26 protein-coding genes are annotated in these 24,505 nt (G+C 71.1%); 10 read left to right on the top strand and 16 right to left on the bottom strand.

Going from position 1 to position 24,505, the window contains the following annotated elements; translation table 11 throughout:
* Positions 1 to 103: 103 nt before the first annotated feature.
* The 3 genes from ACFWU3_RS15895 (at position 104) to ACFWU3_RS15885 (ending at position 1,346) form a co-directional block, all read left to right on the top strand.
* The gene (locus tag ACFWU3_RS15895) at positions 104 to 661 is read left to right on the top strand and encodes a hypothetical protein (protein WP_384436893.1); all 558 of its coding nucleotides are present in this window, start codon (positions 104 to 106) and stop codon (positions 659 to 661) included.
* Positions 658 to 918, top strand: a complete 261-nt coding sequence (locus ACFWU3_RS15890; RefSeq protein ID WP_384436890.1) for a contact-dependent growth inhibition system immunity protein — start codon at positions 658 to 660, stop codon at positions 916 to 918. The genes ACFWU3_RS15895 and ACFWU3_RS15890 overlap by 4 nt, the downstream gene beginning before the upstream one ends.
* 155 nt (positions 919 to 1,073) lie before the next feature.
* Entirely contained in the window at positions 1,074 to 1,346 is a 273-nt protein-coding gene (locus ACFWU3_RS15885; RefSeq protein WP_384436887.1) for a DUF3253 domain-containing protein, read from the top strand.
* A gap of 46 nt (positions 1,347 to 1,392) precedes the next feature.
* Here ACFWU3_RS15885 and ACFWU3_RS15880 read toward each other — a convergent pair whose 3' ends face one another.
* The 4 genes from ACFWU3_RS15880 to ACFWU3_RS15865 form a co-directional block, all read right to left on the bottom strand.
* Positions 1,393 to 2,136, bottom strand: coding sequence for a hypothetical protein (locus ACFWU3_RS15880; protein WP_384436884.1), 744 nt, complete (start codon positions 2,134 to 2,136; stop codon positions 1,393 to 1,395).
* A complete protein-coding gene (locus tag ACFWU3_RS15875; RefSeq protein WP_384436881.1) occupies positions 2,126 to 2,575 on the bottom strand; it encodes a hypothetical protein in 450 nt (149 codons plus the stop codon). The genes ACFWU3_RS15880 and ACFWU3_RS15875 overlap by 11 nt, the downstream gene beginning before the upstream one ends.
* Positions 2,576 to 2,729: 154 nt before the next feature.
* The gene (locus ACFWU3_RS15870) at positions 2,730 to 3,986 is read right to left on the bottom strand and encodes an FAD-binding protein (RefSeq protein ID WP_384436878.1); all 1,257 of its coding nucleotides are present in this window, start codon (positions 3,984 to 3,986) and stop codon (positions 2,730 to 2,732) included.
* Between the two features lie 148 nt (positions 3,987 to 4,134).
* Positions 4,135 to 4,587, bottom strand: coding sequence for an SseB family protein (locus ACFWU3_RS15865; RefSeq protein WP_384436876.1), 453 nt, complete (start codon positions 4,585 to 4,587; stop codon positions 4,135 to 4,137).
* A 434-nt stretch (positions 4,588 to 5,021) separates the two neighbouring features.
* Here ACFWU3_RS15865 and ACFWU3_RS15860 point away from each other — a divergent pair, with 434 nt between their 5' ends.
* A complete protein-coding gene (locus ACFWU3_RS15860) occupies positions 5,022 to 5,447 on the top strand; it encodes an OsmC family peroxiredoxin (protein WP_384436873.1) in 426 nt (141 codons plus the stop codon).
* A gap of 75 nt (positions 5,448 to 5,522) precedes the next feature.
* Here ACFWU3_RS15860 and ACFWU3_RS15855 read toward each other — a convergent pair whose 3' ends face one another.
* Together ACFWU3_RS15855 and ACFWU3_RS15850 are read right to left on the bottom strand one after the other, a co-directional pair.
* Complete coding sequence (locus tag ACFWU3_RS15855; protein WP_384436870.1) at positions 5,523 to 5,762, bottom strand: hypothetical protein; 240 nt, start codon at positions 5,760 to 5,762, stop codon at positions 5,523 to 5,525.
* A 192-nt stretch (positions 5,763 to 5,954) separates the two neighbouring features.
* Positions 5,955 to 7,070: a sulfite oxidase gene (locus tag ACFWU3_RS15850; protein ID WP_384436867.1), complete on the bottom strand. Its 1,116-nt coding sequence runs from the start codon at positions 7,068 to 7,070 to the stop codon at positions 5,955 to 5,957.
* Positions 7,071 to 7,347: 277 nt separating this feature from the next.
* Between ACFWU3_RS15850 and ACFWU3_RS15845 the strand changes: the two genes are divergently transcribed.
* On the top strand, positions 7,348 to 8,739 hold the full coding sequence (locus ACFWU3_RS15845) for an FAD-binding oxidoreductase (RefSeq protein WP_384436864.1): 1,392 nt from the start codon (positions 7,348 to 7,350) through the stop codon (positions 8,737 to 8,739).
* Between the two features lie 43 nt (positions 8,740 to 8,782).
* Here the strand turns inward: ACFWU3_RS15845 and ACFWU3_RS15840 are convergent, their stop codons facing one another.
* The 7 genes from ACFWU3_RS15840 to ACFWU3_RS15810 form a co-directional block, all read right to left on the bottom strand.
* Positions 8,783 to 9,049, bottom strand: coding sequence for a hypothetical protein (locus ACFWU3_RS15840; RefSeq protein WP_384436861.1), 267 nt, complete (start codon positions 9,047 to 9,049; stop codon positions 8,783 to 8,785).
* Between the two features lie 124 nt (positions 9,050 to 9,173).
* Entirely contained in the window at positions 9,174 to 11,429 is a 2,256-nt protein-coding gene (locus ACFWU3_RS15835; protein ID WP_384436858.1) for a transglycosylase domain-containing protein, read from the bottom strand.
* A 260-nt stretch (positions 11,430 to 11,689) separates the two neighbouring features.
* Entirely contained in the window at positions 11,690 to 12,109 is a 420-nt protein-coding gene (locus ACFWU3_RS15830) for a PPOX class F420-dependent oxidoreductase (RefSeq protein WP_384436855.1), read from the bottom strand.
* Positions 12,110 to 12,259: 150 nt separating this feature from the next.
* Positions 12,260 to 12,649, bottom strand: a complete 390-nt coding sequence (locus tag ACFWU3_RS15825) for a TraR/DksA family transcriptional regulator (protein WP_384436852.1) — start codon at positions 12,647 to 12,649, stop codon at positions 12,260 to 12,262.
* Between the two features lie 139 nt (positions 12,650 to 12,788).
* Positions 12,789 to 14,864, bottom strand: coding sequence for a SpoIIE family protein phosphatase (locus ACFWU3_RS15820; RefSeq protein WP_384436849.1), 2,076 nt, complete (start codon positions 14,862 to 14,864; stop codon positions 12,789 to 12,791).
* Between the two features lie 436 nt (positions 14,865 to 15,300).
* On the bottom strand, positions 15,301 to 16,404 hold the full coding sequence (locus tag ACFWU3_RS15815) for a DNA glycosylase AlkZ-like family protein (RefSeq protein WP_384436846.1): 1,104 nt from the start codon (positions 16,402 to 16,404) through the stop codon (positions 15,301 to 15,303).
* 176 nt (positions 16,405 to 16,580) lie between these two features.
* Positions 16,581 to 16,916, bottom strand: coding sequence for a hypothetical protein (locus tag ACFWU3_RS15810; protein ID WP_384436843.1), 336 nt, complete (start codon positions 16,914 to 16,916; stop codon positions 16,581 to 16,583).
* 158 nt (positions 16,917 to 17,074) lie between these two features.
* Here ACFWU3_RS15810 and ACFWU3_RS15805 point away from each other — a divergent pair, with 158 nt between their 5' ends.
* Complete coding sequence (locus ACFWU3_RS15805) at positions 17,075 to 17,206, top strand: hypothetical protein (protein WP_384436840.1); 132 nt, start codon at positions 17,075 to 17,077, stop codon at positions 17,204 to 17,206.
* A gap of 139 nt (positions 17,207 to 17,345) precedes the next feature.
* Positions 17,346 to 17,768: a hypothetical protein gene (locus ACFWU3_RS15800; RefSeq protein ID WP_384436837.1), complete on the top strand. Its 423-nt coding sequence runs from the start codon at positions 17,346 to 17,348 to the stop codon at positions 17,766 to 17,768.
* A gap of 42 nt (positions 17,769 to 17,810) precedes the next feature.
* Here the strand turns inward: ACFWU3_RS15800 and ACFWU3_RS15795 are convergent, their stop codons facing one another.
* Entirely contained in the window at positions 17,811 to 19,037 is a 1,227-nt protein-coding gene (locus ACFWU3_RS15795; protein WP_384436834.1) for an MFS transporter, read from the bottom strand.
* Between the two features lie 149 nt (positions 19,038 to 19,186).
* On the opposite strand from ACFWU3_RS15795, the gene ACFWU3_RS15790 reads away from it, so the two are divergent.
* Complete coding sequence (locus tag ACFWU3_RS15790) at positions 19,187 to 20,116, top strand: LysR family transcriptional regulator (protein WP_384436831.1); 930 nt, start codon at positions 19,187 to 19,189, stop codon at positions 20,114 to 20,116.
* A gap of 115 nt (positions 20,117 to 20,231) precedes the next feature.
* Positions 20,232 to 21,140 (top strand): GNAT family N-acetyltransferase, encoded by a 909-nt coding sequence (locus tag ACFWU3_RS15785; protein ID WP_384436829.1) that lies wholly within the window; start codon positions 20,232 to 20,234, stop codon positions 21,138 to 21,140.
* Positions 21,141 to 21,218: 78 nt separating this feature from the next.
* Here the strand turns inward: ACFWU3_RS15785 and ACFWU3_RS15780 are convergent, their stop codons facing one another.
* A complete protein-coding gene (locus ACFWU3_RS15780; protein ID WP_384436826.1) occupies positions 21,219 to 22,355 on the bottom strand; it encodes a winged helix DNA-binding domain-containing protein in 1,137 nt (378 codons plus the stop codon).
* 142 nt (positions 22,356 to 22,497) lie between these two features.
* A complete protein-coding gene (locus ACFWU3_RS15775; RefSeq protein ID WP_384436822.1) occupies positions 22,498 to 23,676 on the bottom strand; it encodes a PP2C family protein-serine/threonine phosphatase in 1,179 nt (392 codons plus the stop codon).
* A 161-nt stretch (positions 23,677 to 23,837) separates the two neighbouring features.
* Between ACFWU3_RS15775 and ACFWU3_RS15770 the strand changes: the two genes are divergently transcribed.
* Positions 23,838 to 24,299 carry a VOC family protein gene (locus ACFWU3_RS15770; RefSeq protein WP_384436819.1) on the top strand — a complete coding sequence of 154 codons (462 nt, stop codon included), beginning with the start codon at positions 23,838 to 23,840 and terminating at the stop codon, positions 24,297 to 24,299.
* The last annotated feature ends 206 nt before the right edge of the window (positions 24,300 to 24,505 follow it).

Raw genomic sequence — 24,505 nt, 5'->3', positions numbered from 1 at the left:
ACCCAGGCAGCCATCCGCCGTTCGTCGTTCTCACTTCTATGCCCACGGACAAGACCCAGCACCCCTAGTGCGTTCAACGTGTAGCGAGGGGCGAGAGAAGGATGTGACCCAGGTGGAGAAAGCGTCGTGGAGCGACTCCCTGCGTGCCCTGTTCGGGGTGGGTATGTTCGCGGCCGTGGGGGCGCGGCGGCACGAGGACTGGCGACTGGACGCCCTCGATGTCATGCAGTTGAAGACGGACGACCCGCGCGGTTGGCCGAGGATGATCATGGCGCCGGGGGGCGGTCAATACGGCACCGGCCTGACGAATCCGTTTGTTGCTGTCATGCCGGCCGATTACAACTCTGCCTTTCCTGTTTCCAGGAAGGGAGCCGAGCAACTCATGGTTTCTCTCATGGGTGACTGGTTCCAAGTGGAGGAGATTCCCGAGATCGCTGCGCGGGAGCATCAGCTGATGTCGCATGCCGGCGTAGTCCTGGAAAGGTTCGGGCGGGACGCTCTGTACTTCACTAATATGTCGGCAGCGCGAGACAATCCCCATGCGGACATGTTCCACCGAGAGGGCTCCTGCGAAGGCTTTACCGAGCACGTGATGGACTGTGGCGTCATCGCCGTTTCCGCAGAGGAAGTCGGCATCTTCTGGGGCTTCACAATTGATTGAGGCCGGACGAGTTCAGCGATCACGATGCCGCCGTACGCGACTACAAGGCGTCGACCGATCCGCACCTGACCGCGCGGCTGGGCGGCGAGATCCATGAACTGCTGGCTCTGGATCTCGAGGAGCACGAGTACGCGGTGGGTGTGGCCGAACTCGGTATGGAGGTCGAGCCACCGGCTCCACTCTCCGTGGGCCGCTGGCTGGAGTCCGTGGCCGACCATCTCGTCGTGGCCAGGCCTGACTACGGCAAGGAAGCCTGACGCGCTCGTGTCAGCCGGGGCGCGCGGGGTGAGCGAACCGGTGTCCCATGCGGCTCCCGAGCCGACCTTTCGGCGCGAAACTGCCGATGGCCAGCCGCGGGGACCACGGCCCCGCGAGAGGGCCCCCGGCACGGGGAGCCTGCCACACTGGCACTGTGACGGACAGCGAACAACCGATCGACCGGCGTCTGGAGCACGCCATCCTCGATCTGCTGGAGCAGCGCAGCCCGACTGCGAGCATCTGTCCCTCGGACGCCGCGCGGGCCGTGTACCGAGGGGACGACGACGGCTGGCGTGCGCTGATGGAGCCGGCCCGGGACGCGGCCCGGCGGCTGGTCGCGGCCGGCGAGGTGGAGATCACCCAGGCCGGACGACCCGTCGAACCGGCAGAGGCCCGCGGCCCGATCCGCATCCGCCGCGCCCGCTGACACACCTCGGGCGTGGGCGCCCGGCAGGCGTCCCAGCGGCTCTGGCCTACTGGAGCATCAGCGCCGCACCGACGACCACGAGCACCACGCCGGCTCCCGCAGCCACGGGGGATCCCGTCACGCCGGCCACGCCCAGCAGGCCGGCTCCCATCAGGGCCATCCCGGCGCCCCGCTGGAAGGCCGTCCCCAGCACGGTTTCGCCGTTCCCCACACCGTCGTCCCTCACGCTGTTGCGGGTCAGCAGCTCGCCCAGACCGAGGTTCTGGTCGGTCGCGACCCCGATGAGCGTGGACATGTTGTGCGGTGCCACCCCTGCCGTGAGCATGAGGTTCTCGAGCACGGAGTCATCGAGCTGCCCCACCAGACCGGACGCGAACTCGACTTCCGAGTCGGCCACGGCTCCGAGGGCGTCGAGGCTTGCGGCGAGCCGGTCCGCCGCTCCCTTCTCCCGCAGCCACACCTGTGCGATGTTCTCCTGGAACGGCACCTGCTGGACGCTCGCCGCGATGCGCTCGGCCCGGGTGGCGTCTTCGTGCGTGAGGTGCAGTCGCACGTTGTCCAGCGTTCCGTCCCGGGACGGCTCGGCATCGCGGAGCAGCACGTCATCGGCCCCGTGCGCGGACTGGTAGGTCAGACCGACCGTGACGATCGGTCTGCGCGCGAGGACGGCCTGACGGTCGACGGGTCCGTCCGGACCCGCCCCTCCGGCCTCCTCGGCGCGGGACACGGCCCGCATCACCGCGGCAAGGAAATCCTCGACGCCGACGACCGGCTCACTCTTACGAGGCATGGGTCTCTCCTGTCTGGGACGGCTCCGCGACTGTCATCTGTTCCGGCGTCGGCCAGACCGTCGTGGTCACGACCTGGGGGCAGCGGAAACACGCGGCCGCGCCCTCCTGATGCCACCAGCGACATGAGGGGCGCGCGTGGCACCGTGGCAGCACATCGATCACCGGGGGAAGCACCGCGGTGATCCGTTTCGCCAGGGAGCAGTCCCGACCGTCGAAGTGCCGGCAGTTGCTCTCCACACAATCGGCCGAAAAGCGGAACACTTCGGTGGGGAGAAGGTCACCCGCCAGTGACGTGATCTCGGCGGCAGCCGGCACCGGGCTTGCCAGATACCGGACTTCCGGGTCATCCGCAGTGCCCTCGACGATTCCGAGGACCGTGCTTCCCGGCATATCGGGTTGTGCGCTCGGGCAGGCCTTCGTCCGCGCATCACTGGGCATCCGAAGGCTCCCGACAGGCTGCTCGCACGAGCGAGGAACAATGGCGCTTTCATCGTGCGGCGCTGGGGAAACGGCTGCAACGGCAGTACGGCCATTGGAGTGCTGCTCTGCGGGACGGGGGGCACACCCGGCCCACGCTGCCCCGAGTGCCGGGTCAGCCGAGACCCGCCAGGCACCCCCGTACGAACGCGTTGCGAAAGGTCCCGGCCGGATCCAGTCTCGCCGCGAGCGCCGCGAAGTCAGCCAAGTGGGGGTAGCGCGCCGCCAGTTCCGCCGGCGGAACGCCGAAGACCTTGCCCCAGTGCGGTCGGGGCGCGAAAGGCGACAGCCGTTCTTCGACCAGGGCGACCACCGGCAGGACCACCGCTGCGTCCGGGACCCAGGTGAAATGGAAGGCGACCGTGTCGCGGCCCTCGGCCGGGCTGAGCCACTGGGTGTCCGCGGCGACCGTGCGTACCTCGCAGATCTGGAGGACCGGGGCCAGCGATGTGCGTACGGAGTCCAGCTGCCGCAGCGCGGCGAGGGCGTCGGACCGGGGGAGCAGATACTCCGACTGGAGTTCGGCGCCGCTGCTCGGGGTGAACTCGGCGCGGAAATGCGGCAGTCGCTCGTGCCACGGCCCCGGTGCCCCCAGCTGCGGCGTGCAGTTGACCGCGGGCATGCCGGGTACGGGGTGCAGTTGTTGCGTCGCCGCGGCGGCCGGAGGAACGCCGGATGCGTCGAGAGGCGGTCCGTCGGAGCGCCGTTTGAACCATGCCTGCGTGAAGCGGGAATCGCGCCAGTCGGTGAAGAGACTCACGCTGTACGCCGCCGCGCTCACCGCCTCGAAGTCCAGCCCTGCCAGCGGGAGATCGGTGACGACGTGCTGGCTCACCTCGAACGCCGGCTCCAGATCGAGCGTCAGCGCGGTGACGACTCCGAGGGCGCCGAGCGAGACCACAGCGCCCTCGAAACCGGCGTCGTCGCGGCGCATCACGAGCGAGGAGCCGTCGGCGGTGACCAGTTCCACGGCGCTCACCGCCGATGACAGCGGACGGTTGGCGTTGCCGGAACCGTGTGTGCCGGTGGCGACCGAGCCCGCCACCGAGATGTGCGGGAGCGAGGCCAGATTGGGCAGCGCCAGGCCGTGCCCGTGGACCACCTGTGCCAGTTCCGCGTACCGCACACCGCCGCCGACGCGCACCGTACGGGCCGCCGTGTCGACCTCCACGGAGGACGGGAGCCGCCCGAGGGACAGCAGAGTCCCTCCCGGGCCGTCGACGTCGGCGATCGCGTTGAACGAGTGTCCGCTGCCGAGGACCCGCACCTGCGTGCTGCCGGCGACCAGGGTGCGCAGTTCGTCGAGCGATGCGGGGGTGTGCAGCCGAGCCGTCGAAAAGGTGATGTTCCCTGCCCAGTTGGTCACACCCATGTGGTCACATCCATGCCCGCGGCCTCCCGGAAGCCCTCTTCGTCAGTGCGCTGCCGGGCATGCTCCCATGCGGTCGCACGGCCGGGTGCCGTGCGGGCTCGCGGACGCCGACGTGCGTTCCGCCGACGTGCTTCCTCGGGCCCGCTGCCTACGCCGTCGCGCCGCCCTGTTCCGGCATGCCGGGTCGGCCGTTGGTCCGTGTGACCATGGGGAGCGCGCGGACGAGGTCGGCCGGGAGAGTGAGGCCCTCCTCCGAGGACGGGTTGACCGCGAGCCACAGATCGTCCGCCGGCCAGTTCGCGGCCAGGTCGACGACGGGGATGCGCACCGCGCTCCCGGGGTCTCCGCCGACCGCCAGCAGCGCGTCCTCCGAGGTGAAGACCGGGATGTAGCGCGTGCCGTCCTGTTCGATCACCGGCAGCGCGATGGCGCCCTCGGGGCGTTCCTCCTCGCCTTCGACCGGCGGTGCCTGCGGCAGCAGGGCCACGCTGTTCGCGAGATCGATGAGCGCGGCCTGCGTGTCCGCCATGTCCGCCGCGGACGGCGGCTCCTCGGGGGAGGGTGTCGGGGGCCCGTGCTCGTCGGGGGTCGAGGGGGTCATGGCCAGTCCTCTCGTCGGCGTTGCCTGCCGCCCGCCCGCCGATCGCGGGTGGACGCGGGTTGCCTCAGCCGCCGCCGGATGCCGCCCAGCGGCGCGGGGCCGGGGCAGGCGTGGCAATACGTCAAGGCTAAGCCGCCGGGCGCCGGGCGCGAAGTCGACGATCACCGCATCCGGTGGGACGGGGCCCCGGCCGGCGGACCCCCGCGGTCGACCCCCTCGGCAGCGCCCGCCCATGAGGCCCGGGTGGCCGCCCACGGCCCCTGGCGGCACGTACAGCCCTCGCACCGACGCCCGGCGTACAGCCCGCGTCCGCCTGCCCGGGCGCACAGCCGTCGCCTCGGGGAGAGCGGCGCCCCGGCGCGTCGATGGCCCGGTCCGGCCGCCGCAGGGCGGACGATCGGGGAGACGTCGTCCATACACAGGAGGCATTCTTCGTGGCCACCACACGCAACGCGCACACCGAGTGGGAAGGCGAACTGCTCAAGGGATTCGGGGAGGTCACGTTCGACTCGTCGGGCGTCGGCCACTTCCCCGTGACCTGGGCTTCTCGTGCCGAGGACCCGAACGGGAGGACGAGCCCGGAGGAGCTGATCGCCGCCGCCCACTCCAGCTGTTACTCGATGGCCCTGTCGAACATCCTCACGAAGGCCGGTACGCCTCCGACGATGCTCACGACGAAGGCCGCGGTGACGTTCGAGCCGGGCCCCGGGATCACCGGCATCCACCTCACGGTGACGGGTCAGGTGGCGGGCACGGACGAGGCGGCCTTCAAGGCGGCGGCCGAGGACGCCAAGGTGAACTGCCCGGTGAGCAAGGCCCTCACCGGCACCACGATCACGCTCACGGCCGCACTCGACTGACGCCGCGGTCCCTGTGACGCGCCGCCGCCGCCCGCCATCCGGGCGGCGGCTCGCCCGGGGGCCGGGGCACCCGCTTCAGAGGACCCACTTGTACTTGGCGCCGCCGATCCATCTCACCTGGGCGGGGTCGTCCAGGTCGATGTGCTTCAGCCCCGCGCTGTACGCGAGGTCGAGCAACTCCACGAGATCGCGGGCGATACCGGCCAGTTCCCCGTGGATCTCGACGGAGCGGAACGGCGGGTCGCCCTCCATGACGGGGTGAACCACGATCGGCGGGGGCCAGGGGCTCCGCGGCTCATCCTCAGGGGTGGTCATCCTGACCGACCGGGACGATTGGGCATCACAGCTCCCTGATGCAACCGTGGTTCATCGGACGCAGGGTGCGCGTGCGCAACGCACGGTGCGCGTACGAGATTCATTCTAGAAGTGCCGCTGCTCACCGCACCTCGGGCGCAGGCGGGGCCTCCCGCAGCCGGTGGCCCACCGAGGCGGGCCCGTCGGCGGGCATCAGTCCGGCGGCAGGCACAGGACCGGAATCCGCTGGACGGCGTTGTTGCCGAAGCCGCCGCGGTTCCATGGCTGAGCCAGCGGCTGGACGTGGCCCTCGGCGTCGCCGGCGCGGACGCTCAGCACATACCTGCCGGGTGCGGCGTTCCATGAGGTACGCCAGCGCCGCCAGGCCCAGTCGTGTCCGTCCGGGGGGTCCAGTTCCGCCGCGCGCCAGCTTCGGCCGTCGTCGGTGCTCACCTCGACCGCGGTCACCGGTGCCCTGCCGGACCACGCCCGGCCCTCCAGGAGGACGCGGCCGGGCCGCAGCACGCGGGCGCGGGACATGAAGTCCGGAAACCCCGGCGGGATCATCAGGGCCCGCGGGGCGATCCGGGTGACCGCCTCGCCGGGCTCGTCGGCCGACTGCCGGTAGCGATAGGCCACCGCCTGTTGGAAACCCTCGAACGGCGTTGCGGTGAGGTCGATGTCGCGCAGCCATTTCACGTGCGCCATGCCGTACCAGCCGGGCACCACCAGCCGCAGGGGGTGGCCGTGCTGCGGTGGCAGGGGAGAGCCGTTCATCTCGTACGCCACCAGTACCTCGGGGTCGTCGCCGATGGCCACCGGCAGCGGCAGGCTCCGCCGGTAGTCCTGCTCGACACCCCGCTCGATGCCGTGATCGGCGCCGGTGAACACCGCCTCCACGGCATCCGCCGCCGGTTCCGCCTCGGCAAGCAGCACCCGCAGGGGAACACCGGTCCAGTCGGCGGTTCCGACGGCCTCCACCAGCCACGGCTGGCTGACCGGCCGCGGTGAGAGGCGGGCGCGACCGTTGCCGGCGCACTCCATCGTCACGCGGCGGGTGACGGCCGGGAAGGACCGCAGGGCGTCGATGCCGAGGGTCAGCGCGGTGCGGACCAGCCCGTGCACGCTCAGCTCCCACCCCTCGGCGGCGGCGGGAATGTCGTAGTGGGTCAGTACGTAGTGCAGTCCGGGCGGGGTCACGTCGTCCCGCATGGCTTCCAGCGGCAGCCCGTGGTTCCGGGCGGCGAGTGCCAGTTCCTCCAGGCCGATGCCTTCGTCGGTCTCGGCCACCCGTGCCGGACCGCTGATCCGGCCGATGTGTCCGTCCATGCCTCCATGGTGCTCTTTCCCGGCGGCGCGGGCGCATCGCGGGACGCCGGGGTTTGCGGCGGTCCCCGGACGGCGGGACCCTGGACGTACGAGCCATGTGGAGATCTGAGATGCCCTGACCGCACGTCGGTTGCGGGCCATGACCCCGTCGGCGGGGACCACGACGGCGGGGTGTTCGGAAGCTGCGGCCGGACGGCGGAACAGCCGGGAGAGCCGAGAGAGCGAAGAGCCGAAGGCCAGGCGGGTCACGGTCCGTGCCCCGCCGTAGGAGATCGTCATGGACGACACCACTCTGGAAGCGATGCGGACAGCGCTGCGCGGTCCGGTCATCGGCCCGAACGACCTGGACTACGGGCAGGCCTGCAAGATCTACAACGGGATGATCGACCGTCGGCCCGCGGCCATTGCGCGGTGCACGGATGTGGCCGATGCCATGGCCGCCGTCGATTTCGTACGCGACCGCGGTCTCGAGCTCGCTGTCAGAGGCGGCGGCCACAGCGGTCCCGGACTGTGTCTGGTGGACGAAGGCGTCACCATCGACCTGGCGCCCATACGGTGGACGCACATCGACCCCGGCACGCGGACCGCCCTGGTCGGCGGCGGCAGCCAGCTCGGCGACCTCGACCACGCCGGCCACGCCTTCGGTCTCGCCACCCCCTCGGGCATCAACTCGACGACCGGCGTCGGCGGACTCACCCTGGGCGGCGGCCACGGCCACCTCACCCGCAAATACGGCCTCACCATCGACAACCTGGTCTCCGCCGACGTCGTCCTCGCGGACGGCAGCTTCGTCACCGCGAGCGAGAGCGAGCACCCCGATCTGTTCTGGGCGTTGCGTGGAGGCGGCGGGAACTTCGGCATCGTCACCTCGTTCCGCTACCGGCTGCATCCCGTCAGCACCGTGGGCGTCGCCATCACCCTGTGGCCGGTCGACCGGACCCGTGAGGTGCTGCGGTGGTACCGCGAGTTCCTGCCGCAGTCCGCGGACGACCTGAACGGCTTCTTCGCCCTGCTCTCGGTACCGCCCGGCCCGCCGTTCCCCGAGGAGATCCACGGACGGAAGATGTGCGGGGTGGTGTGGTGCTGGACCGGCGACCCGGACCGCCTGGACGAGGTGCTCCGGCCCGTGAACGACGCCGGGACCCCGGCCTTCCACTTCACGACGCCGATGCCCTACCCGGCGCTCCAGAGCATGTTCGACGACCTGCTGCCGAGCGGACTCCAGTGGTACTGGCGCGGCGCCTTCTTCGACCGCATCGCCGACGAGTCCCTCGACGTCCACCTCCACTACGGAGAGAACCTCCCCACCGGTCTGTCGACCATGCACCTGTATCCGGTCGACGGCGCCGCCGGCCGTGTCGGGAGGGACGACACTGCCTGGAGCCACCGGGACGCCCTCTGGTCCGGTGTCGTCGTCGGCATCGACCCCGATCCCGCCAACGCCCCGGCGCTCAAGGAGTGGTGCACCGCGTACGAGGAGGCGCTCCGCCCGTACTCGATGGGCGGCTCCTATGTGAACTTCCTGGGTGAGGACGAGGGCCAGGACCGGGTCAGGGCCACCTACGGGGACCATTTCGACCGGCTGGCGGAGATCAAGCGGACCTACGATCCGCACAACCTCTTCCACGCCACCCAGAACGTCCGGCCCGCCGAACCGGCAGGCCGCTGACGGGTCCACGGGCCGGAGGCTGAGGGCTGATCTCCCGGCGTCATCAGGTGAACCACACGACGAGCACGGCCGCGACGACCGTGGCGGCGGCCACGCACAGAAAGGCCGTCCGGACGGGTGCCACCAGGAGGTCGGTCACGGCCGTCCGGAACCGAGCGTCCGACGCGGGGACGGCATGGACGTCTCCTGGGGCGGTGCGCACGGCGCCGCCCTCGTCCTCGGCACCGCGCGGCGGTGAGTCCGGCGGCCGGGTGACGGTCACGACCGAAACCCCGGCCACCGGCGACGGGTCACTCTCCCAAGCGCTCATGCCGGATCAACCGCCCGGTGGGCCGAAAGGGCCCGGCACGCGTCCGATCCGCAATCCCGCCGTCACCGAGCCGTTAGCCGATGGGACGGCCGGGCTCGGTGGGGCAGGGACAACGGCCGTGCCGTCAGGGCTGCTCGGGGGCGGGGAAGCGCAACACCTTCTGGCCCTCGAGCGCTTCGGTCATGTAGGTGCGCCAGATCTCCGACGGGAACGAGGCGCCGTGAATCTTCGCCTGGCCACCCGTGCCGAACATCTCCAGGAACGTGCCGTTCTGGTTCTTCTCGTTGTCGTCGCGGCGGTACATGTCGATCGCGGTCGACAGCTGCGGGGTGTAACCCACGAACCAGGCGGACTTGTTGCCGTCGGTCGTACCCGTCTTTCCCGCGACCTCACGCCCCGGCAGCCGCGCGTTCCTGCCGGTGCCCTCCTCGTCCTCCACGACATCCTTGAGCACATCGGTCACGGAGCCGGCGACCGCGGCGCTGAACGCCCGCTCGGGGTCGTCCTTGTGCGCGTAGACCACCCGGCCCATCCGCTTCACCTTCTCGACGGAGTACGGCTCACGCTGCTCGCCCTCGGCCGCGAAGGTGCCGTAGGCCCCGGCCATGCGGATGGCGCTGGGGGAGGAGATGCCGAGGGAGAACGAGGGGACGTCCGACGTGTTGAGCGAGTTCTCGAGAAGGCCGGCGTCGACGGCGGCCTTGCGCACCGAGGGGATGCCGGCGTCCATGCCCAGCTGCACGAACGGTGAGTTCGCCGAACGGACCATCGCCTCACGCAGCGAGACGTTTCCGTACGACTCGTTGCCGTCGTTCGTCTGCCGCCACTCCTTGCCCTCGGCGGTCAGCCACACCGATCCGTCCCAGTTCTTGATCCTGAGCTTGTCCTGGCCGCTGTAGAGGGTCCTGTCGGGATCGACGGGCTCACGCTCGGCACTCCCTTGGGTCGCGCCGCCCCGCGGGTCGCGCACACCGTCGCGCAGCGCGGCCGCCAGGACGAAGGTCTTGAACGTCGATCCGACCGGGACGCCCGTCGCGTCGGCGTTGTTGGTGAAGTGCTTGGTCGCGTCCTCACCGCCGTAGACGGCGACGATCGCTCCCGTCCGCGGGTCGACCGACGCACCGCCGAACTGGACGTGGGTGTCCGTCTTCGGCCGCTTGCCGGGCTTGATGTTGGCCGCGTGGACCTTTCGCACCGCCTTCTCGAGCTGCTGGACCTTCTTCTTGTCGAAGGTGGTGTGGATCTCGTAGCCGCCGCGGGCCAGGTCGTCCGCGGTGAGGCCGAGGGTCTGGTCCTTGAGGACGTTCGCCTTGGCGAGTTCGACGAGATAGCCGACCTGTCCGCCGAGCTGCGCCCCCTTGGAGATGGACTGGGGCATCGGGAACTTGGGGTAGTCCGCCCGCTCGGCAGCACTCAGATGCCCGTCCTTGACCATCTCGCTCATGACCCACTTCCAGCGGTCGGTCACCCGCGCCAGATTGGCCTCCGGTGTCGCCGCCGGATCGACGTCCACGGAACCGGCCGGATCGAAGTACACCGCGCCCTTGAGCAGCGAGGCGAGGAAGGCGCACTCGCTGGGGTTCAGATCCCTGGCGTTCTTGCCGTAGTACGTACGGGCCGCGGCTTGGATGCCGTAGGAATCCCGCCCGTAGTAGGCGGAGTTGAGATAGCCGGCCATGATCTCCGACTTGTCCATGTCGGCGCCGACCTTGATGGAGACGAACAGCTCTTTGACCTTACGGCTCACGCTCTTCGGCTGGTCGCCGAGCCGGGTGTTCTTCACGTACTGCTGGGTGATGGTGGAACCGCCCTGGGTCTCACTGCCCTTGGCCATGTTCACCACGGCGCGGCCGATCCCCATGGGGTCCACGCCCGCGTCGGTGCGGAACGTCTTGTTCTCCGCCGAGATCACCGCGTTCTGCATGGCCTGCGGGATCTGATCGATGCCGATGATCTGGCGGTTGATCTCTCCACCGGTGGCAGCCATCTGCGTGCCGTCGGCCCAGTAGTAGACGTTGTTCTGCGCCTCGGCCGCCGTGGTCGGGTCAGGGACCTCCACCAGCGCGTAGGCGACGGTCGCGGCCCCCACCGTCGCGGTGACGACGGCGAAGGAGGTGCCGACGACGAGCCGCCACGAGGGTATCCAGCGGCGCACCCCGGCCTTGCCGCGACGGGGGTAGTCGATCAGGCGCTTCTTGGCGGGACCCGCGTCCGTGACGCGGTCGGCCTTGCCGTCGCCGCTCTCGGCATCTCCCTGGGCGCCGTCACCTTCCGTGCTATCGGTGTCCGCCCCGTCCTCGGGGGCCGGTCCGGGACGACGGCGGTCGTCCGTGTTCTCGCCGTCGGGGGACTGGGGCCCATCGGGACGGTTCTGGGTCATCGAACGGACACTCCTCCGGGAGGCGAATGTGACAGCCTGCCGCGCAACTCCCGGCGCAACCATCACGATTGCCGGAACGTCGGTATGGCGGCGCGGCACACAGTACACGCCGGTCAGGAGAGTCCCCGGAGGGTTTGTCGGGAGGCGGAACCGGCCTTGCCGGAGGGACGTTCGAACCCTCGGTGTGCACGCACGGGCGATCGTGCGTTCGACGTGGACGCCGGAGGCTCCTCATCGCACCCGTCGCGGCCGGTCGCGCCTCACCCGGGCCGGCTGTTGTCCTTGAGGGTGCCCCACCCGTGCCAGCGGTCGATCTCGATCCACGCGCTGAACCGGCGGCGGTCCCGCTGCGGGTACGGCTTGCCGAGGTACTGCTGGGCCAGCCTGTCGATGTCGAGCAGCTCCTTGTCCTCGACGAGCTCGGCGACGCGGCCGATGATGCTGAGGTGGGTGTACCAGTTGCCCTCGTCGAGCACGGTGAGCGAGATACGCGGGTCGTTCCGCACGTGTTCCAGGCGCTTGCGTCCCTCGTCCATGTTGATCAGCACCCGGCCGTCGTCCCACAGGTACCAGGTGGCCGTGGACACCGGCTGGCCGTCCGAGCGCAGGGTCGTGACGACCGCCGGGTTGGCCTTCGTCAGCATGGCGACTGCTTCGTCGGGGAGCGGTGGCTTCGACATGGGACACCTTCCGTCACGCGTTGCAGGAGTCGTACGGACGGTCATCGGCATGATCGTCCGAACCGGGCGTTTCGAGGCTTTTCGGCGGCCATGACCTTTCTACACGTCGCGGCGTCGCGCCACCGCATCCGTCTCACGGAGTCATACGCGTCAGCGGGTGGATTTGTTCGCGCAGGTGATACACACCCTGGTCGTGGGGCGCGCGGTGAGCCGCTCCGGGGCGATCGGGCCGCCACAGCGCTCGCAGATCCAGTAGGCGCCCGTGCGCACCCGCTCCGCCGCCCGGTCGAGGTCGTCCAGATCGGCCCGTGCCCGGGTGAGCATGTCCCGCAGCTGGGCGCGCTCGAAGGCGACCGTGGCGCCCTCCGGGTCGTGCTCGTCGTCGATGTTGGTCATGGTCGACGCTTCGACGACGCCGTTCCACAGGCGCGTCAGGGAGTCGATCAGGTGCCGACCACTGGCGCGGGCTTCGTCGATCAGCTCTGCCGCGGCCTTCCGCTGTGCGGGTGAGCTCGCGGCCGCTCCGGTGTCGTCGTCCATGCCGGAGCAGAACAAACCGGATCAGTGGCTCATTCCGGTGCGTGCCGTTCGCGCGGAGGCCCGCTGCCGTCGTCCTGGGCGCTCCGGAGGCCTCCGCGGCCCGCTCACCATCAGCTGTGGTGGCTCCGGCGGCCGGTCCTCACCGCTCAGGTGCGGCGCTCCGGCGCACGCGGGCGAGGACGAGCACGGTGTCGTCACTCGGCGGGTCGGGCAGCAGGCGCGAGAGCATGCGGTCCGCCATGGTTTCCAGCTGGTCCGGCACCTGCCGCAGTTCCGTTCGTACCGCGGCCAGGCCCTCTTCGATGTCGTGGCCGCGGACCTCGACGAGGCCGTCGGTGTACAGGGCGAGAATGGCGCCGTCCGGGAGATCGGTCTCGATCGTCCGGAACGGGTGACCGCCCACCCCCAGGGGCACACCCAGGACCTCGCTGAGGGTCTCGACCCTGCCGTCGGGGTGCCGTACGAGGGGTGGAGGGTGGCCGGCATTGGCGATGCGGGCTCGCCCGGTCGCCGCGTCGTACGAGACGTAGAGGCACGTCGCGAGCTCGATGCCCGCCTCCTGGGCGCAGGCGTCGAGCTCGGCGAGCAGATCGGCCGGCTCGTGGTTGTGCCTGGCCAGCGCCTTGGCGGTGATACGCAGCCGCCCCATGTCCGCGGCGGCCCGGACCCCGTGTCCCATCACGTCGCCGACCACCAGCGCTACGCGGTCGCCGGGCAGATCGATCACGTCGTACCAGTCGCCACCCACCTCGGTGACCTGGCTGCCGGGCACGTACCGGTGGGCGACCTGCACATGCGGGCTGGTCGCCAGCGCGCTGGGGAGAAGGGCGCGCTGGAGGGTGAGGGCGATGTCCTGCACCCTGCTGTAGAGACGCGCGTTGTCCAGGCAGAGGGCGGCACGGGAGCTCAGCTCGCCGGCCAGCCGGAGGTCCTCGTCGGCGAAGGCGTGCCTGCCCGCGGCGCGCCCGAACATGATGATGCCCTGGACGGTGCCGCGGGCGATGAGCGGGGCGATGACGAGGCAGGTCAGGCCGCTGTCCTTCAGGAGCCTGGCACGCGCCTGGTGAACGACGGTCCGGGTCATGAACTCGTCGTCGACCGGGACGTAGAGGGGGCGGCCCGACCGCAGCGTCCGATGGATGGACGAATCCGGCGGGTAGATCACCCGGTCCAGCCCGCCCACGAGCTCGTCGGCCGGTGGGGGAAGGACCGTGCCGGAGGCGATCCTGCGGGTGACGAGCGGCTGCTGGGGGTCGAACACCGCTCGCTCGTCCATCCACTCCACGACTTCGACCACGGCGGCGTCGCAGAAGTCGGGCATCGCGGCGGCGACCACCTCCCTGGCGGTGACCTCCACATCCAGGGTGGTGCCGATCCGGGCGGTGGCCCGGGCCAGCAGAGCCAGGCGCCGGCGAGCGGCACTGGCCTCCATGATGGCCTGCTCACGGTCGGTCACATCCACCATCAGGCCACCCACCCCGGACCGTGTACCGACCGCGGCGCTCAGCGGGAAGAGGCTCACCGACCGCACCTGGTCCAGATCCGGGTGCCCGGGAGTGCGCAGCCCCACGAGAACACCGGCAACGGTCCGTCCCTCCTCGGCGACCGAGCGCAGCATCCGCTGGAAGGCGCCGCCGTCGGAAGTGATCATGGTGTCCTCCATCGGGCGTCCGATGTGCTCCTCGATGGACACACCGTCCATGTCGGCGAGCGCCTGGTTGAGGTGGACGTACCGCAGCCGGTCGTCGAGCATGACCAGGCCGATGGGGGTTGTCTCGAAGAGGGAGTCGAGGAACGCCAGGTTCGTCTTCACCCGGTCGAGGTCGTCACTCCGGCTGGCCAGAGCCAGGACCATCGACGCGCTGTCGGTACCGATCACGCGGAAGGCCCGGAAACCGCAGTCGAAGACCTCGCCGTTCCGGTGCCGGGCCGGCAGTCGGCCGCGCCAGTACCCCAGGGCGCGGCCCTGTTCGGCCAGCCGGACCGACGGGCCGGGGGACTCGTCCGGGCCGTCGGCGAACAGGACGGCGGCGGCCTTGCCCAGCACCTCCGCGGCGTCATGCCCGAAGAGTCCCTCGGCGCCGGGGCCCCAATAGCAGACGCGGTTGTCCTCGTCGATGCCGAGGACGGCCACGGGCACGTGTTCAAGAAGCGACCCGGGCTCCGACCAGAGCGGTCCAGGAGCCTGATCACCCTCCGAACGGTCTGACGCCACCGAGGTCGCCTTCCACCCGCGCACACCATGTCTCGCCGGGTACCCCGACAGGCGGGTCGAGGCGCCGAGAGTCTTCTCCACCAGTGTGCCGACAACAGGGCTTCCGCGCCGTGCCAGGACGGGCGCCCGGGGGAGCCGGGGCGGCTTCGAGGGCCGCCGGCTCCGGACCGGGGCGCGGTCCGCCCGCGGGCGAGTGGTGGACGGTCGCCCTGCTGGGCGGTGAGGGAGATGCGGCCAGGGCCGTGACGAGGGGGTCTGCGCGGCCTTCCGGCATGCATCGGGCCGCGGTCATCCGGCGTGGTCGCGGCGGGTCCTGACCGACCGGCCGGAGGTGCGGGAGCGGTCGGACGACTCGGCCGCGGCCGCGTCGTCCGGACTGGCGATGGCGCGCTGATGGCCGGGCAGCTGAGCGGACGCTCCCCGGCGCGGCGGCGCTCTATGCGAAAAGCAGCCGGACGTCCCTCGCGCCGCGGGCCGAGGCCACGGTGTCCGCCTCTCTTTCCACGGCCGCGCGTACGGCTGCGGACAACGGCCCGAACGACGTGACCGTGAGGTCGAGCCTGCGGCCTGCGGCCTTGGCTCGCCAGGTGCCGGCGATCTCCGAGCCGGTCAGGAGGACGCCCGGGCCGCCGATCGCCCGCCAGATCTCCTTCGCGCGGTCCTTGTCGGGCACCAGAAGACTCCGGTCCCGCGCCTGGAGGAACGGATCGCCGGGCGGCAGCAGGCGGACGAGCCCGTGGAGCCTCTCCGCGGACTCCGACTCCGCGGAGACCAGGGTGTCGAGATCGGGCTCGGGCAGCCACGACCGCCGTCCCTCGACCTGCACCTCGGCCAGATCGTCCGGCCACAGCGCCTTCACCACGGCCGGCTTCGTACCGAGGTACTTCGCCACCTCGGCCGGTGTCGCGGGACCGAGGCGGCGGAGGTACGCCCGCACCAGCCCTGCGGTGCCCGACGCCTCGGCAGGCACCGCAAACCCCCGCTCAAGGGGAGCGAGAACGGTCCGGCCCCCTTCCGCACGCACCCCGATCGCGCCGAAGAGCCCGGCCTGCTGGAAGAGCAGCCCCGAGATGTGCTGGGCGGCGCACCGGTCGCACCAGTACGTCAGCGACGGGGGCACGGCGGCGCTGACCGCCGTACTCACCTCTCCCTTGGCCATGGGGGTGGTGACCGCGTCGCGGAACGCCTCGGCGGTGACCCGGAAGGCCTCGACCCCGAGCCGCGCCCCTTCCTTGATCACAGCGGTGTCGATCCGCGCCGTCGCGTCCGTGTCGCCGACGGGCCAGAGCGCCGCGGCGAGGCCGGGAAGGCTCGCGCGCCTGTGCAGATGCGGCGCCCCTCGGAACGACCACACGAGCTCCAGCGCCTCGGCGGACGCGCCCCGCGCGGCGAGCGCGAGCCTGGCCGAGCCGTACGGAGTGTCCTGGACCCCGAGGTCGAGCACCCCCGGTGCGGCCGAGGCCCGGTCGAAGCCGTGGGCGGCCACCCGGTAGGCGAGTACCTGCTCCCGCCGGACCTCGATCCGCTGCGCGCTGCTCACGACGACGGCCCCCTTCGTACGCCCTGTCCGTACGGTATACGCGCGTCGGCAGGGGCACGGCCGACTGGAGGCATGTGGATGATCCGATAACAAGCCCCTTGGCCCTCGTCTCGCCCCGCCCGGTGACGACAAGAAGGCGGCAACGGGAAGGGGCTGAACCACAACGCACGACGCGCTCAGCGTGCCGCCTCGGCCGAGTCCTCGGCGGCGGCCTCCTTCAGCAACTCGACCGCCTGCGCCAGGCCGAGCCGTGGCTCCGTGCCGCGCAGGGCTCTCACGCTCTCCACCGAGCCGAGGGGGCCGGTGAAGCCCGCCGATGCCAACTGCCGGCGCACCCATGCCGTTCGCAGGTCCGCCTCTGTCACGTGGGGCACCTGCCCGGCGAGCTCCAGGGCGCGTTCCAGCCCCGCACGTTCCTCGGGCGGCGCCGAGGCGAGAGCCTCGCGGATGGTTGCGGTGAGCCGCTCGCTGTCCCGCAGGACGAGCAGCGCCAGTACATTGCCGAAAATCAAGACTGTCCTCCTTACATGATCAGAACGCGCATGACGGGCGTGAGGTTGAGCCGTGGCGGCACACGGATCAGGTCCGGGGCGCGCAGGGGCCGCCCGCTCCGGCTCCCCCTCTGCCACCTCTCCCGGAGTGCGCGGGGCCGGACCGTAGGATGCGGCGCATGGCCTCTCCGCGTATGCGCCACGCCGGTCGCGTGACCCTGATCGTCCTCGCCGCTGTCGCGGACGTCCTGTCGGTTCTCTTCAGCCGTCGCAGCAAGAGCGGCGCGTCCTCCGGTTCGTCCGACGACTGACGCCGGGAACACGGCGCCCGCCACCGCGGCTCATGACCGTTCGCGCCGTGCCGCACGTGCTTGGATCTTCGGATGCCGGATCCCTTGCCTGAGGGACGGCAGGACCGAGAGCACGGGAACGGGACGTATGCGAACGTCGATGACCGCTGTGGCACTGCTCGTGGCTGTAGGACTGACGGGGTGCTCGGGCGGCGGGACCACGAAGACCGAGAACCGCGGCAGGAGCGAGACGTCGCGGAGTGCCTCGCCGTCCTCCGCCGATGCGGGTGAGTCCCACGAGGTGACCCTCGCGGTCGAGGGGCTGGGCAAGGTGCCGATCACCTACCGCGCCGACACCAGCGGGTTCGACGAGCAGACGCTGCCGTGGCGGAAGACGGAGACGGTCAGGCTCTCCGCCGCGGAACGGAAGGCGGGCTATGTGGTGTCGGTCGTCCCGGGGCCCATCAAGTCCGTCGACGGTACGCAGAAACCGGCACCCTGCTTCATCACGGTCGACGGCAAGGCGGTCGCGGACAACGACGGCGGACGGACCCTGAAGGGTTGCTCATTCAGGATCGGATAGCGGGCACCCTGGAAGGAAGCCGGGGCCCCCGTTCCGCCCGGGTCACCGTCCCCGGTCTGCCGTGAGGCTCTGCCGGGGGAGCAGGAGCGGCGTGGCCAGCACGAGGAGGCCCGCGATCGCGAGTGCGGTGCGCGGCCCTGCGAGGTCTGCCAACAGGCCCCACAGGGCGGTCATGACCGCGATGGTGGCCTTGCTGGTGACCGACCAGGCGGACAGCGTGCGGGCGATGCGATCCGTTGCGATGTGGTCGAGCCGATAGGTGGCGAACACCGGGTTGAAGACTCCCATGCAGGTGATCAGCCCGAGCTCGACGGCCATCACGAGCAGCAGCCCGCCGGCGCCGGGGCCGATGAAGGCCAGCCCGAGCAGCCAGCACGCCCGCAGCCGGCCGGCGGTGCACAGGACCCTGTGTGACCCGTACCGGGCGACGAGGCGGCGGGCCAGCCGTGAGCCGACCAGCCCGCCGACGCAGGGTGCGGCGAAGGCGAGGCCGTACTGCCAGGGCGCGAAGCCGAGTCGGCCCAGCATCAGGACGGCGAGCAGGGGTGAGGTGGCCATGATCAGGCCGTTGACGAGGACCGTGTTGAAGAACAGGGGACGAAGAGTCGGTTCGGCCAGGATGTGCCGCCATCCGTCGAGCAGATCGCCGGCCCGTGGGCGGGCTCGCGCGCCGGCGCCCGCGGGAGGTGGCTCCTTGCTCCCGATCGCGCGGATCCCCGCTGCGGACAGCAGGTGACTGACCGCGTCCACGAGCACGGTCAGCACGGGACCGAACAGGCCGACGGCGGCTCCGCCGACGGGCGGTCCGAGCATGGTGGCGGTCCATGTCGTGGCCTCGAACCGTCCGTTGGCGACCAGGAGGTCCTGCGGCGGCACCAGTGACTTGAGGAAGGCCCCACTGGCCGCCCCGAAGGTGATCTCGGCGGCGGAGACGACGACGGAGACGACGAGCAGCTGACCGAAGGTCAGCAGGTCGAGCGCGAACGCGACGGGAATGCTGATCAACGCGACGAAGCGGGCCAGGTCCATCGCGATCATGACGGGCCGCTTGCGGCGGAAGTCCACCCACGGTCCGAGCGGCACCGCCACTGCCGCGCCCACCGCCAGGCCCGCGGCGGCGAGCGCCGCGACCTCCGCCGCCCCGGCGTGCAGCACGAGGATCGCGATCAGGGGGAAGGCGCCGAACGCGAGCCGTGTACCGGCGGTGCTGATCGCGTACGCGGACCACAGCCACGCGAACTCCCGGCCCAGCGACCGCCTGGCGCCCATGCCCAGCACCCCCCTCGCTGCCGCTCCCCGTCACGCTCATCCGACCGGCGACATCAAAGTCGGCAGCGGGTCCGCGCATCAAACAACCGCGCGGAGCATGCGCCACAACCAGAAGTTGTACTCCCAGCACACGGCCTAGGATGTTCGGCGTGGATCTCCAAGCCGTACGGACGTTCGTCGCCGTCGCCGACGCGGGGCAGTTCCAGGAGGCGGCCGTGGATCTGTCGATCACGCAGCAGGCCGTCTCCAAGCGCATCGCGGCGCTGGAGAAGGCTCTGGGCGTCCGGCTGTTCACGCGTACGCCGCGTGGCGCCCGGCTCACCCTCGACGGACAGGTCTTCCTGCCGCACGCCCGCGAGCTGCTCCGTGCCGAGGAGCGGGCGGCCGCTTCCGTACGGCCCGGCGGTCGTGCGCTGCGCGTCGATGTGATCGGCCGGCGGCTCGCGCCGGCAGGTCTGATGCGCGGATTCCACCGTGCCCATCCGGGGATCGCGCTCGACGTGGTGACGCTCTTCGACGCCGGCGCGGCGATCGCCGCCGTCCGGTCGGGCACGATCGACGCGTCGTTCCGCGCCGTCACCCTGCCCGCTCGCCGGCTTCCCGAAGGCGTCGAGACCGTCCGGGTCTTCGACGAGCCTCTGCACCTCCTCACCGGGCCGGGCCACGCGCTGGCCGCCGCCGACGCGGTCGCCCCCGCACAGCTCGCCGGGCACAGGATCTGGATGCCCGGCATCGTCGCCGGTACCGAGTGGGCCGCCTACTACGAGGATCTCGCCGCCGCGTTCGGGCTCACCATCGAGGCGACCGGTCCCGATTTCGGCACCGAGCCGCTCCTGGACACGATCGCCGACTCCTCGGTGCTGGCGACCTTCGTGGGTGAACGGACCGAGTTCGTCCGGCCGGCCGATGACGACCTGCGGCGCGTCTTCGTGCACGGGCCCACGCCGGTCTATCCCCACTCACTGATCTGGCGTGGCGACAATCCGCATCCCGCCCTCACCGCACTCCGCGACCACCTCGGCTCCCTCCGGTCCGAACAGCGCCATGGTGAGACGTGGACACCACAGTGGGCGCGGTGATCCCGTAGGTGCCGCCTTGCCGGTTCCACGGGGGTGGAGGACGGCTGTTCGGCCGCGAACTGCCCGGGGCGCTCGATCCTGGACAGAAGGGGGCTTCCCGGTCAGGGTCGTCACTGTGAGCCCCCACCTGCTCGACCTGACGCTGCGTCCCTACACGCACGCGGACGAACATGCCGTCCTCGCGCTGGTCGACGACGACCGGATGGGCGGTCAGCCGGCCCCGACCCCGGCGATGCTCGGCGAGGCCCTCCGAGGCCGCTCGTCCGTCGACGCCGGGTGGTGGGCGGAGCTGGAACCTCCGGACGTCGTGGTGGCCGAGGACAAGGACGGCGTGGTGGTGGGTGCGGCCTCGTACGCCCTGCGGCTCAAGGACGACACGGGCCAGTTGCTGTGGCTGCACTGCCGGGAGGACGCGCGGACGGCCGATGCGCTGATCCGCCATGCCCTCGCCGCGTTCGGGGCGCGCGAGGCGCATGCCTTCGGCTTCGCGTCGGCTCTTTCGCTGGGCGTGGAGGCGCTGCCGGTGCTGCACCGTCCCGCGACGGCGGAGGCGCTCGGGCGGGCCGGGTTCACGGGGGAGCGGCTGTGGCGGTACATGCTGGCCGCGCTGCCCGTCGAGGGCCTGCCGCGCCTGCCGGACGTGCGGGTGGGCCATGAGCCGGGGGACCGGCAGGCGTGGCGACTGGAGGCTCACCGAGGCCGCCGGGTGGTGGCCGAAGCCGTCGTGGGTGCTCCCCTGCACGGGACCGGAGTTCTCCGGTGGCTCGGCGTCCTGCCCGACCTGCGCGGCCGAGGGCTGGGCCGCGCGATGCTCGGCAACGCCCTCGGTGTGCTGACCGACTGCGGAGCCGACCGGGTGGTCCTGTACGTGGACGACGATGCGTCGGCCGGGGACGAACGGGACCGTACGGCGGCGATCTCGCTGTACGAGTCGGTGGGTTTCGCGGAGGTGGACCGCCTGAACTCCTACTCCCGTCCCCGTGGCTCCGGAAAGGGCGGGATGTCTGCAACCGCAGCGTCGTAGCCGAGCGGACGGGATGTCTGCGCCCGCAGCGTCGAAGCGAGGTCGCCTCCCTTCGGGACGCCGGCGCGGACGGCGTCGCTACCCGGGGAGCACCCGGACCTCGGCGCTCGGCAACGTGGCCCACCATCCCGCGTACCGCCGGTACACCTGAGCCTCGCGGTCGGCCAGCAGTGCCACCAAGTCCTCTGCCTCCGCGGCGAGTTCGTCCCAGACAGCGGTCGGCAGGGTGTGGAAGGCGGTCGCCTCGATGCCTCCCTCCACGGGGCGCCACACACCGGCGACGTAGCCGTCGACCAGCAGGGTGGGCAGGACGTCACCGTTCACCCGGATGACCAGGGGCCGGTATTCCGGCGGGATGACGCGGCTGCGATCGGCGTACGCCAGCAGGATGCTGTCCCACATGGCCATCAGCCGAGGTGGTGCCGGTGTGTCGGCCGCCGGGTGCGGTGCGCCGGGGAGGTCGAACAGGGCCGTACCGTCCGGGCCTTCCCACTGCTCCAGGGAGTCGGAGAGAGTGCCCACCGCCGCGCGGGCCCTCGCGCGCTGAACCGTGGCGAACTGCGCGATGTCCGCCACCGTCGCCGGCCCGAACCCTTCCAGATAGCGGCGGACCAGCGTCCGCAGCGCGGCGGCGGACGTGTCCGGGTCGAGTGCCGGCCGGGTCCCCGACGCGACGTAGGACGGGCGGAGTCCGAACGACCACGGACCTCCGGTGGGGGCGTGCACCAGGGGCGCGTACGACCGCAGTCCCCACCACGCGCCGGACTTCGGCGGCACACCGATCCGTGCTTCGAGCCAGGCTTCCATCTCGGCGGTCGTGCGCGGCCGGTCCGCGAACGCCAGCAGTTCCGGGACCAGTGCGTCCGCGTCGTCGGGCGACAACCCGCTCGCCGTGAAGCGGGAGTTGAGCCTGGCGGCACGCAGCGTCGGATGCATGGCCTCGCGGAACGACCGGTAGTCGTCCCGGTGGACGGCATGCAGCGTGATCCGTACCAGCGTCGCCTTCACGATCGCCCGGTCACGGAAGGCGGCATCGAGGTCCGCCGGGTCGAAACCACTGAGCCGGTTCCACAACGCGAGATACGGCGACGCCGCGTGCTGCGCCTGGAGTGCGACGAGACGGCGGATCGCGTCGGCGGGACCCAGCGGCTCCCGCCGCAGAAGCAACTGTCGGGCGAGCGTGGACCGGTTGAGTTCCCGCGGAGTGATCCTCATACCGCGATTGTCCCGAAAATGGTCGGCGGGCTCATCGACCCGTCCGGCGCCGGCATCCGTGAGAGTGGATGTGTGGACGCCGTCGCCCCGTCACTTCCCCCGGCGGGGCGGCCGCCCCCTCCACGTGACCTGCTTCCAGCCGTCAGGGACGGCCGTGCCAGTCGAGGCAGATGACCATGGCGTCGTCCTCGGAGGGCCCGGTGCCGCGATGGCCGACGAGCTGTTCCAGTACCGCCCCCGGTACCTGGGACGGGGGCAGCAGCCGGGTGTCGCGGACGGCTCTGATGAGGGCGCGCTCGCTGTAGCGTTCGCCGGCGGGCGAGAGCACGTCGTAGACGCCGTCGCTGACGAAGAGGAGCCGGTCGCCCGGCTCGACCTGAAAGTGCTGCGGTGTGTAGACCGTGTCCTCGAACATACCGAGCGGAAGCTGTTCCTCCAGTTCCATCGGCTCGACGACACCCTGACGCATGCGCCACACCCGCGGCGACCCGGCGTCGATGACCTCCGCCCTGCCGGTCTGCAGATGGAGGCGGAACAGCAGCACGGCCAGGTATTGCCGGCCGGCGTACTGGCCGTAGACCGCCTGGTCGGCCAGGGCCGCCTGGCCGGCGAGGCTCAGGCCGGCGCGGCGGGCGTTGCGCAGGGCGTTCACCGCCAGATTGGTGAGCAGCGCGGCCTCGATCCCCTCGCCCATGCCGTTGTTGGCGCTCAGCGTGAGGTGGTCGGCGGAGGCGGACCAGTCGAAGTTGTCGCCGTAGATGGCATAGGCCGGCTCCAGCTGGGCTCCGATGCTGTACTCGGCGCGGGAGCAGGAGCGGCCCGGGAGCAGCTGCCACTGCATCTCGGCGGCCAGGGTGAGCCGCTCGGCCCGCCGGGCCAGCAGGAACAGGTCCGTGTCCCGCTCGGCCACCATGATCTCGTGAGCCAGGGCGTCGGCGATCTCCTGAAGCGCCTCGACGGTCGCGGGAGGTGGGTGCGATTCGGGAAGGATCACGCTCAGCACGCCCAGGCGGTCACCGCGGACGCTCATCGGCAGGTGGATCGTCACGGTCGGAGCGCGGTTGCCGGTCCCGGCGACCAGGTGCGGTTCCTGCGCTCCGAAAGCACGGCCGGCGTCGCTGGAGTTCAGGGGCACGGATGTCGTGGTCCGAGACGGGTCCGCCACCGGCTGGAGTCTGGTCATGGCGTAGTCCGCCAGGAGGAGCTCGACCGTCACCGCGTCGAAGCGCTCCTCGATCAGGGCGCGGGTGACATCGAGCAGTGCGTGGGGAGCAGCGTCGCGGAGCTGGCGCTCCACCCCGCCGGGTCTGTCGGCCTTCACATGTCCCACTTCCGCGGAGGGACCCCATCCTACGGCCGGTGGGTTCGGTCCGGCCGTGCCGAGTCGGCATGCCGTCGGGGTGTGTCACACCCGCCGGGCCCTGGGGCCGGGGGACCGGAGTTCCTCGCGGATGTCGGTGCCGGGGCCTATAAGTGGTGAGCATGACTCCCACTCCGATGCACTGGAAGCTCGTCGTCGACGCCGACGATCCGCACGCGCAGGCCGATTTCTGGGCGGCCGCGCTGCACTACACGGTCGAGGACCACAGCGTCCTCATCGACAAGCTCCTCGGCCTCGGCGCCATCCCGGCCGAGATCGTGGTCGACCGCCATGACCGGCACGGCTGGCGTGACGCGGCGGCCGTACGCCACCCCGAGGACCCGCACGACCCGGAGAGCGGCGCGGGCCTGGGCCGCCGGCTGCTCTTCAACCGCGTCCCGCAGCCCGAGAAGACGGCCAAGAACCGTCTCCACATCGATCTGCACGGCCCGGCGGGCGGGCGGGACGGCGAGGTAGAACGCCTGCGGGCTCTCGGCGCCGAGGTCCGGACCCACATCAAGGAACCGTCGGGGGAGTGGGTGGTCATGACGGACCCGGAAGGCAACGAGTTCTGCGTGCACTGAGCTGGTGCGGGTCGGCGCTGCGCCATCGATTCTCGGCCGATCCGCAGTGTCACGGCCGGTTCGCGGTGTCTCGGCCGGTTCGCGGCGGCCGGACGTCGCGGGTGACCAGGCGGCCGGGTCTTTCCGCATCACCACCGACAGGAGATCGCCCTCGTGGTACCTGCCTTCGGCCGGCGGATCGTTGCGGGCGTGGATCGTCCTGACCA

The organism is Streptomyces sp. NPDC058685, from assembly GCF_042714725.1.
Classification (GTDB): domain Bacteria; phylum Actinomycetota; class Actinomycetes; order Streptomycetales; family Streptomycetaceae; genus Streptomyces.
Note: the sequence above shows the minus strand (reverse complement) of the source record. Positions and strands in the feature narration are given on the sequence as shown.

What these genes read in the sequence shown, in the direction of transcription:
- ACFWU3_RS15880 (WP_384436884.1), bottom strand. Translation starts at nt 2,136, where the DNA reads ATGCCTCGTAAGAGTGAGCCGGTCGTCGGCGTCGAGGATTTCCTTGCC.
- ACFWU3_RS15875 (WP_384436881.1), bottom strand. Translation starts at nt 2,575, where the DNA reads ATGCCCAGTGATGCGCGGACGAAGGCCTGCCCGAGCGCACAACCCGAT.
- ACFWU3_RS15870 (WP_384436878.1), bottom strand. Translation starts at nt 3,986, where the DNA reads ATGGGTGTGACCAACTGGGCAGGGAACATCACCTTTTCGACGGCTCGG.
- ACFWU3_RS15865 (WP_384436876.1), bottom strand. Translation starts at nt 4,587, where the DNA reads ATGACCCCCTCGACCCCCGACGAGCACGGGCCCCCGACACCCTCCCCC.
- ACFWU3_RS15855 (WP_384436870.1), bottom strand. Translation starts at nt 5,762, where the DNA reads ATGACCACCCCTGAGGATGAGCCGCGGAGCCCCTGGCCCCCGCCGATC.
- ACFWU3_RS15850 (WP_384436867.1), bottom strand. Translation starts at nt 7,070, where the DNA reads ATGGACGGACACATCGGCCGGATCAGCGGTCCGGCACGGGTGGCCGAG.
- ACFWU3_RS15845 (WP_384436864.1), top strand. Translation starts at nt 7,348, where the DNA reads ATGGACGACACCACTCTGGAAGCGATGCGGACAGCGCTGCGCGGTCCG.
- ACFWU3_RS15840 (WP_384436861.1), bottom strand. Translation starts at nt 9,049, where the DNA reads ATGAGCGCTTGGGAGAGTGACCCGTCGCCGGTGGCCGGGGTTTCGGTC.
- ACFWU3_RS15835 (WP_384436858.1), bottom strand. Translation starts at nt 11,429, where the DNA reads ATGACCCAGAACCGTCCCGATGGGCCCCAGTCCCCCGACGGCGAGAAC.
- ACFWU3_RS15830 (WP_384436855.1), bottom strand. Translation starts at nt 12,109, where the DNA reads ATGTCGAAGCCACCGCTCCCCGACGAAGCAGTCGCCATGCTGACGAAG.
- ACFWU3_RS15825 (WP_384436852.1), bottom strand. Translation starts at nt 12,649, where the DNA reads ATGGACGACGACACCGGAGCGGCCGCGAGCTCACCCGCACAGCGGAAG.
- ACFWU3_RS15805 (WP_384436840.1), top strand. Translation starts at nt 17,075, where the DNA reads ATGGCCTCTCCGCGTATGCGCCACGCCGGTCGCGTGACCCTGATCGTC.
- ACFWU3_RS15800 (WP_384436837.1), top strand. Translation starts at nt 17,346, where the DNA reads ATGACCGCTGTGGCACTGCTCGTGGCTGTAGGACTGACGGGGTGCTCG.
- ACFWU3_RS15795 (WP_384436834.1), bottom strand. Translation starts at nt 19,037, where the DNA reads ATGGGCGCCAGGCGGTCGCTGGGCCGGGAGTTCGCGTGGCTGTGGTCC.
- ACFWU3_RS15780 (WP_384436826.1), bottom strand. Translation starts at nt 22,355, where the DNA reads ATGAGGATCACTCCGCGGGAACTCAACCGGTCCACGCTCGCCCGACAG.
- ACFWU3_RS15770 (WP_384436819.1), top strand. Translation starts at nt 23,838, where the DNA reads ATGACTCCCACTCCGATGCACTGGAAGCTCGTCGTCGACGCCGACGAT.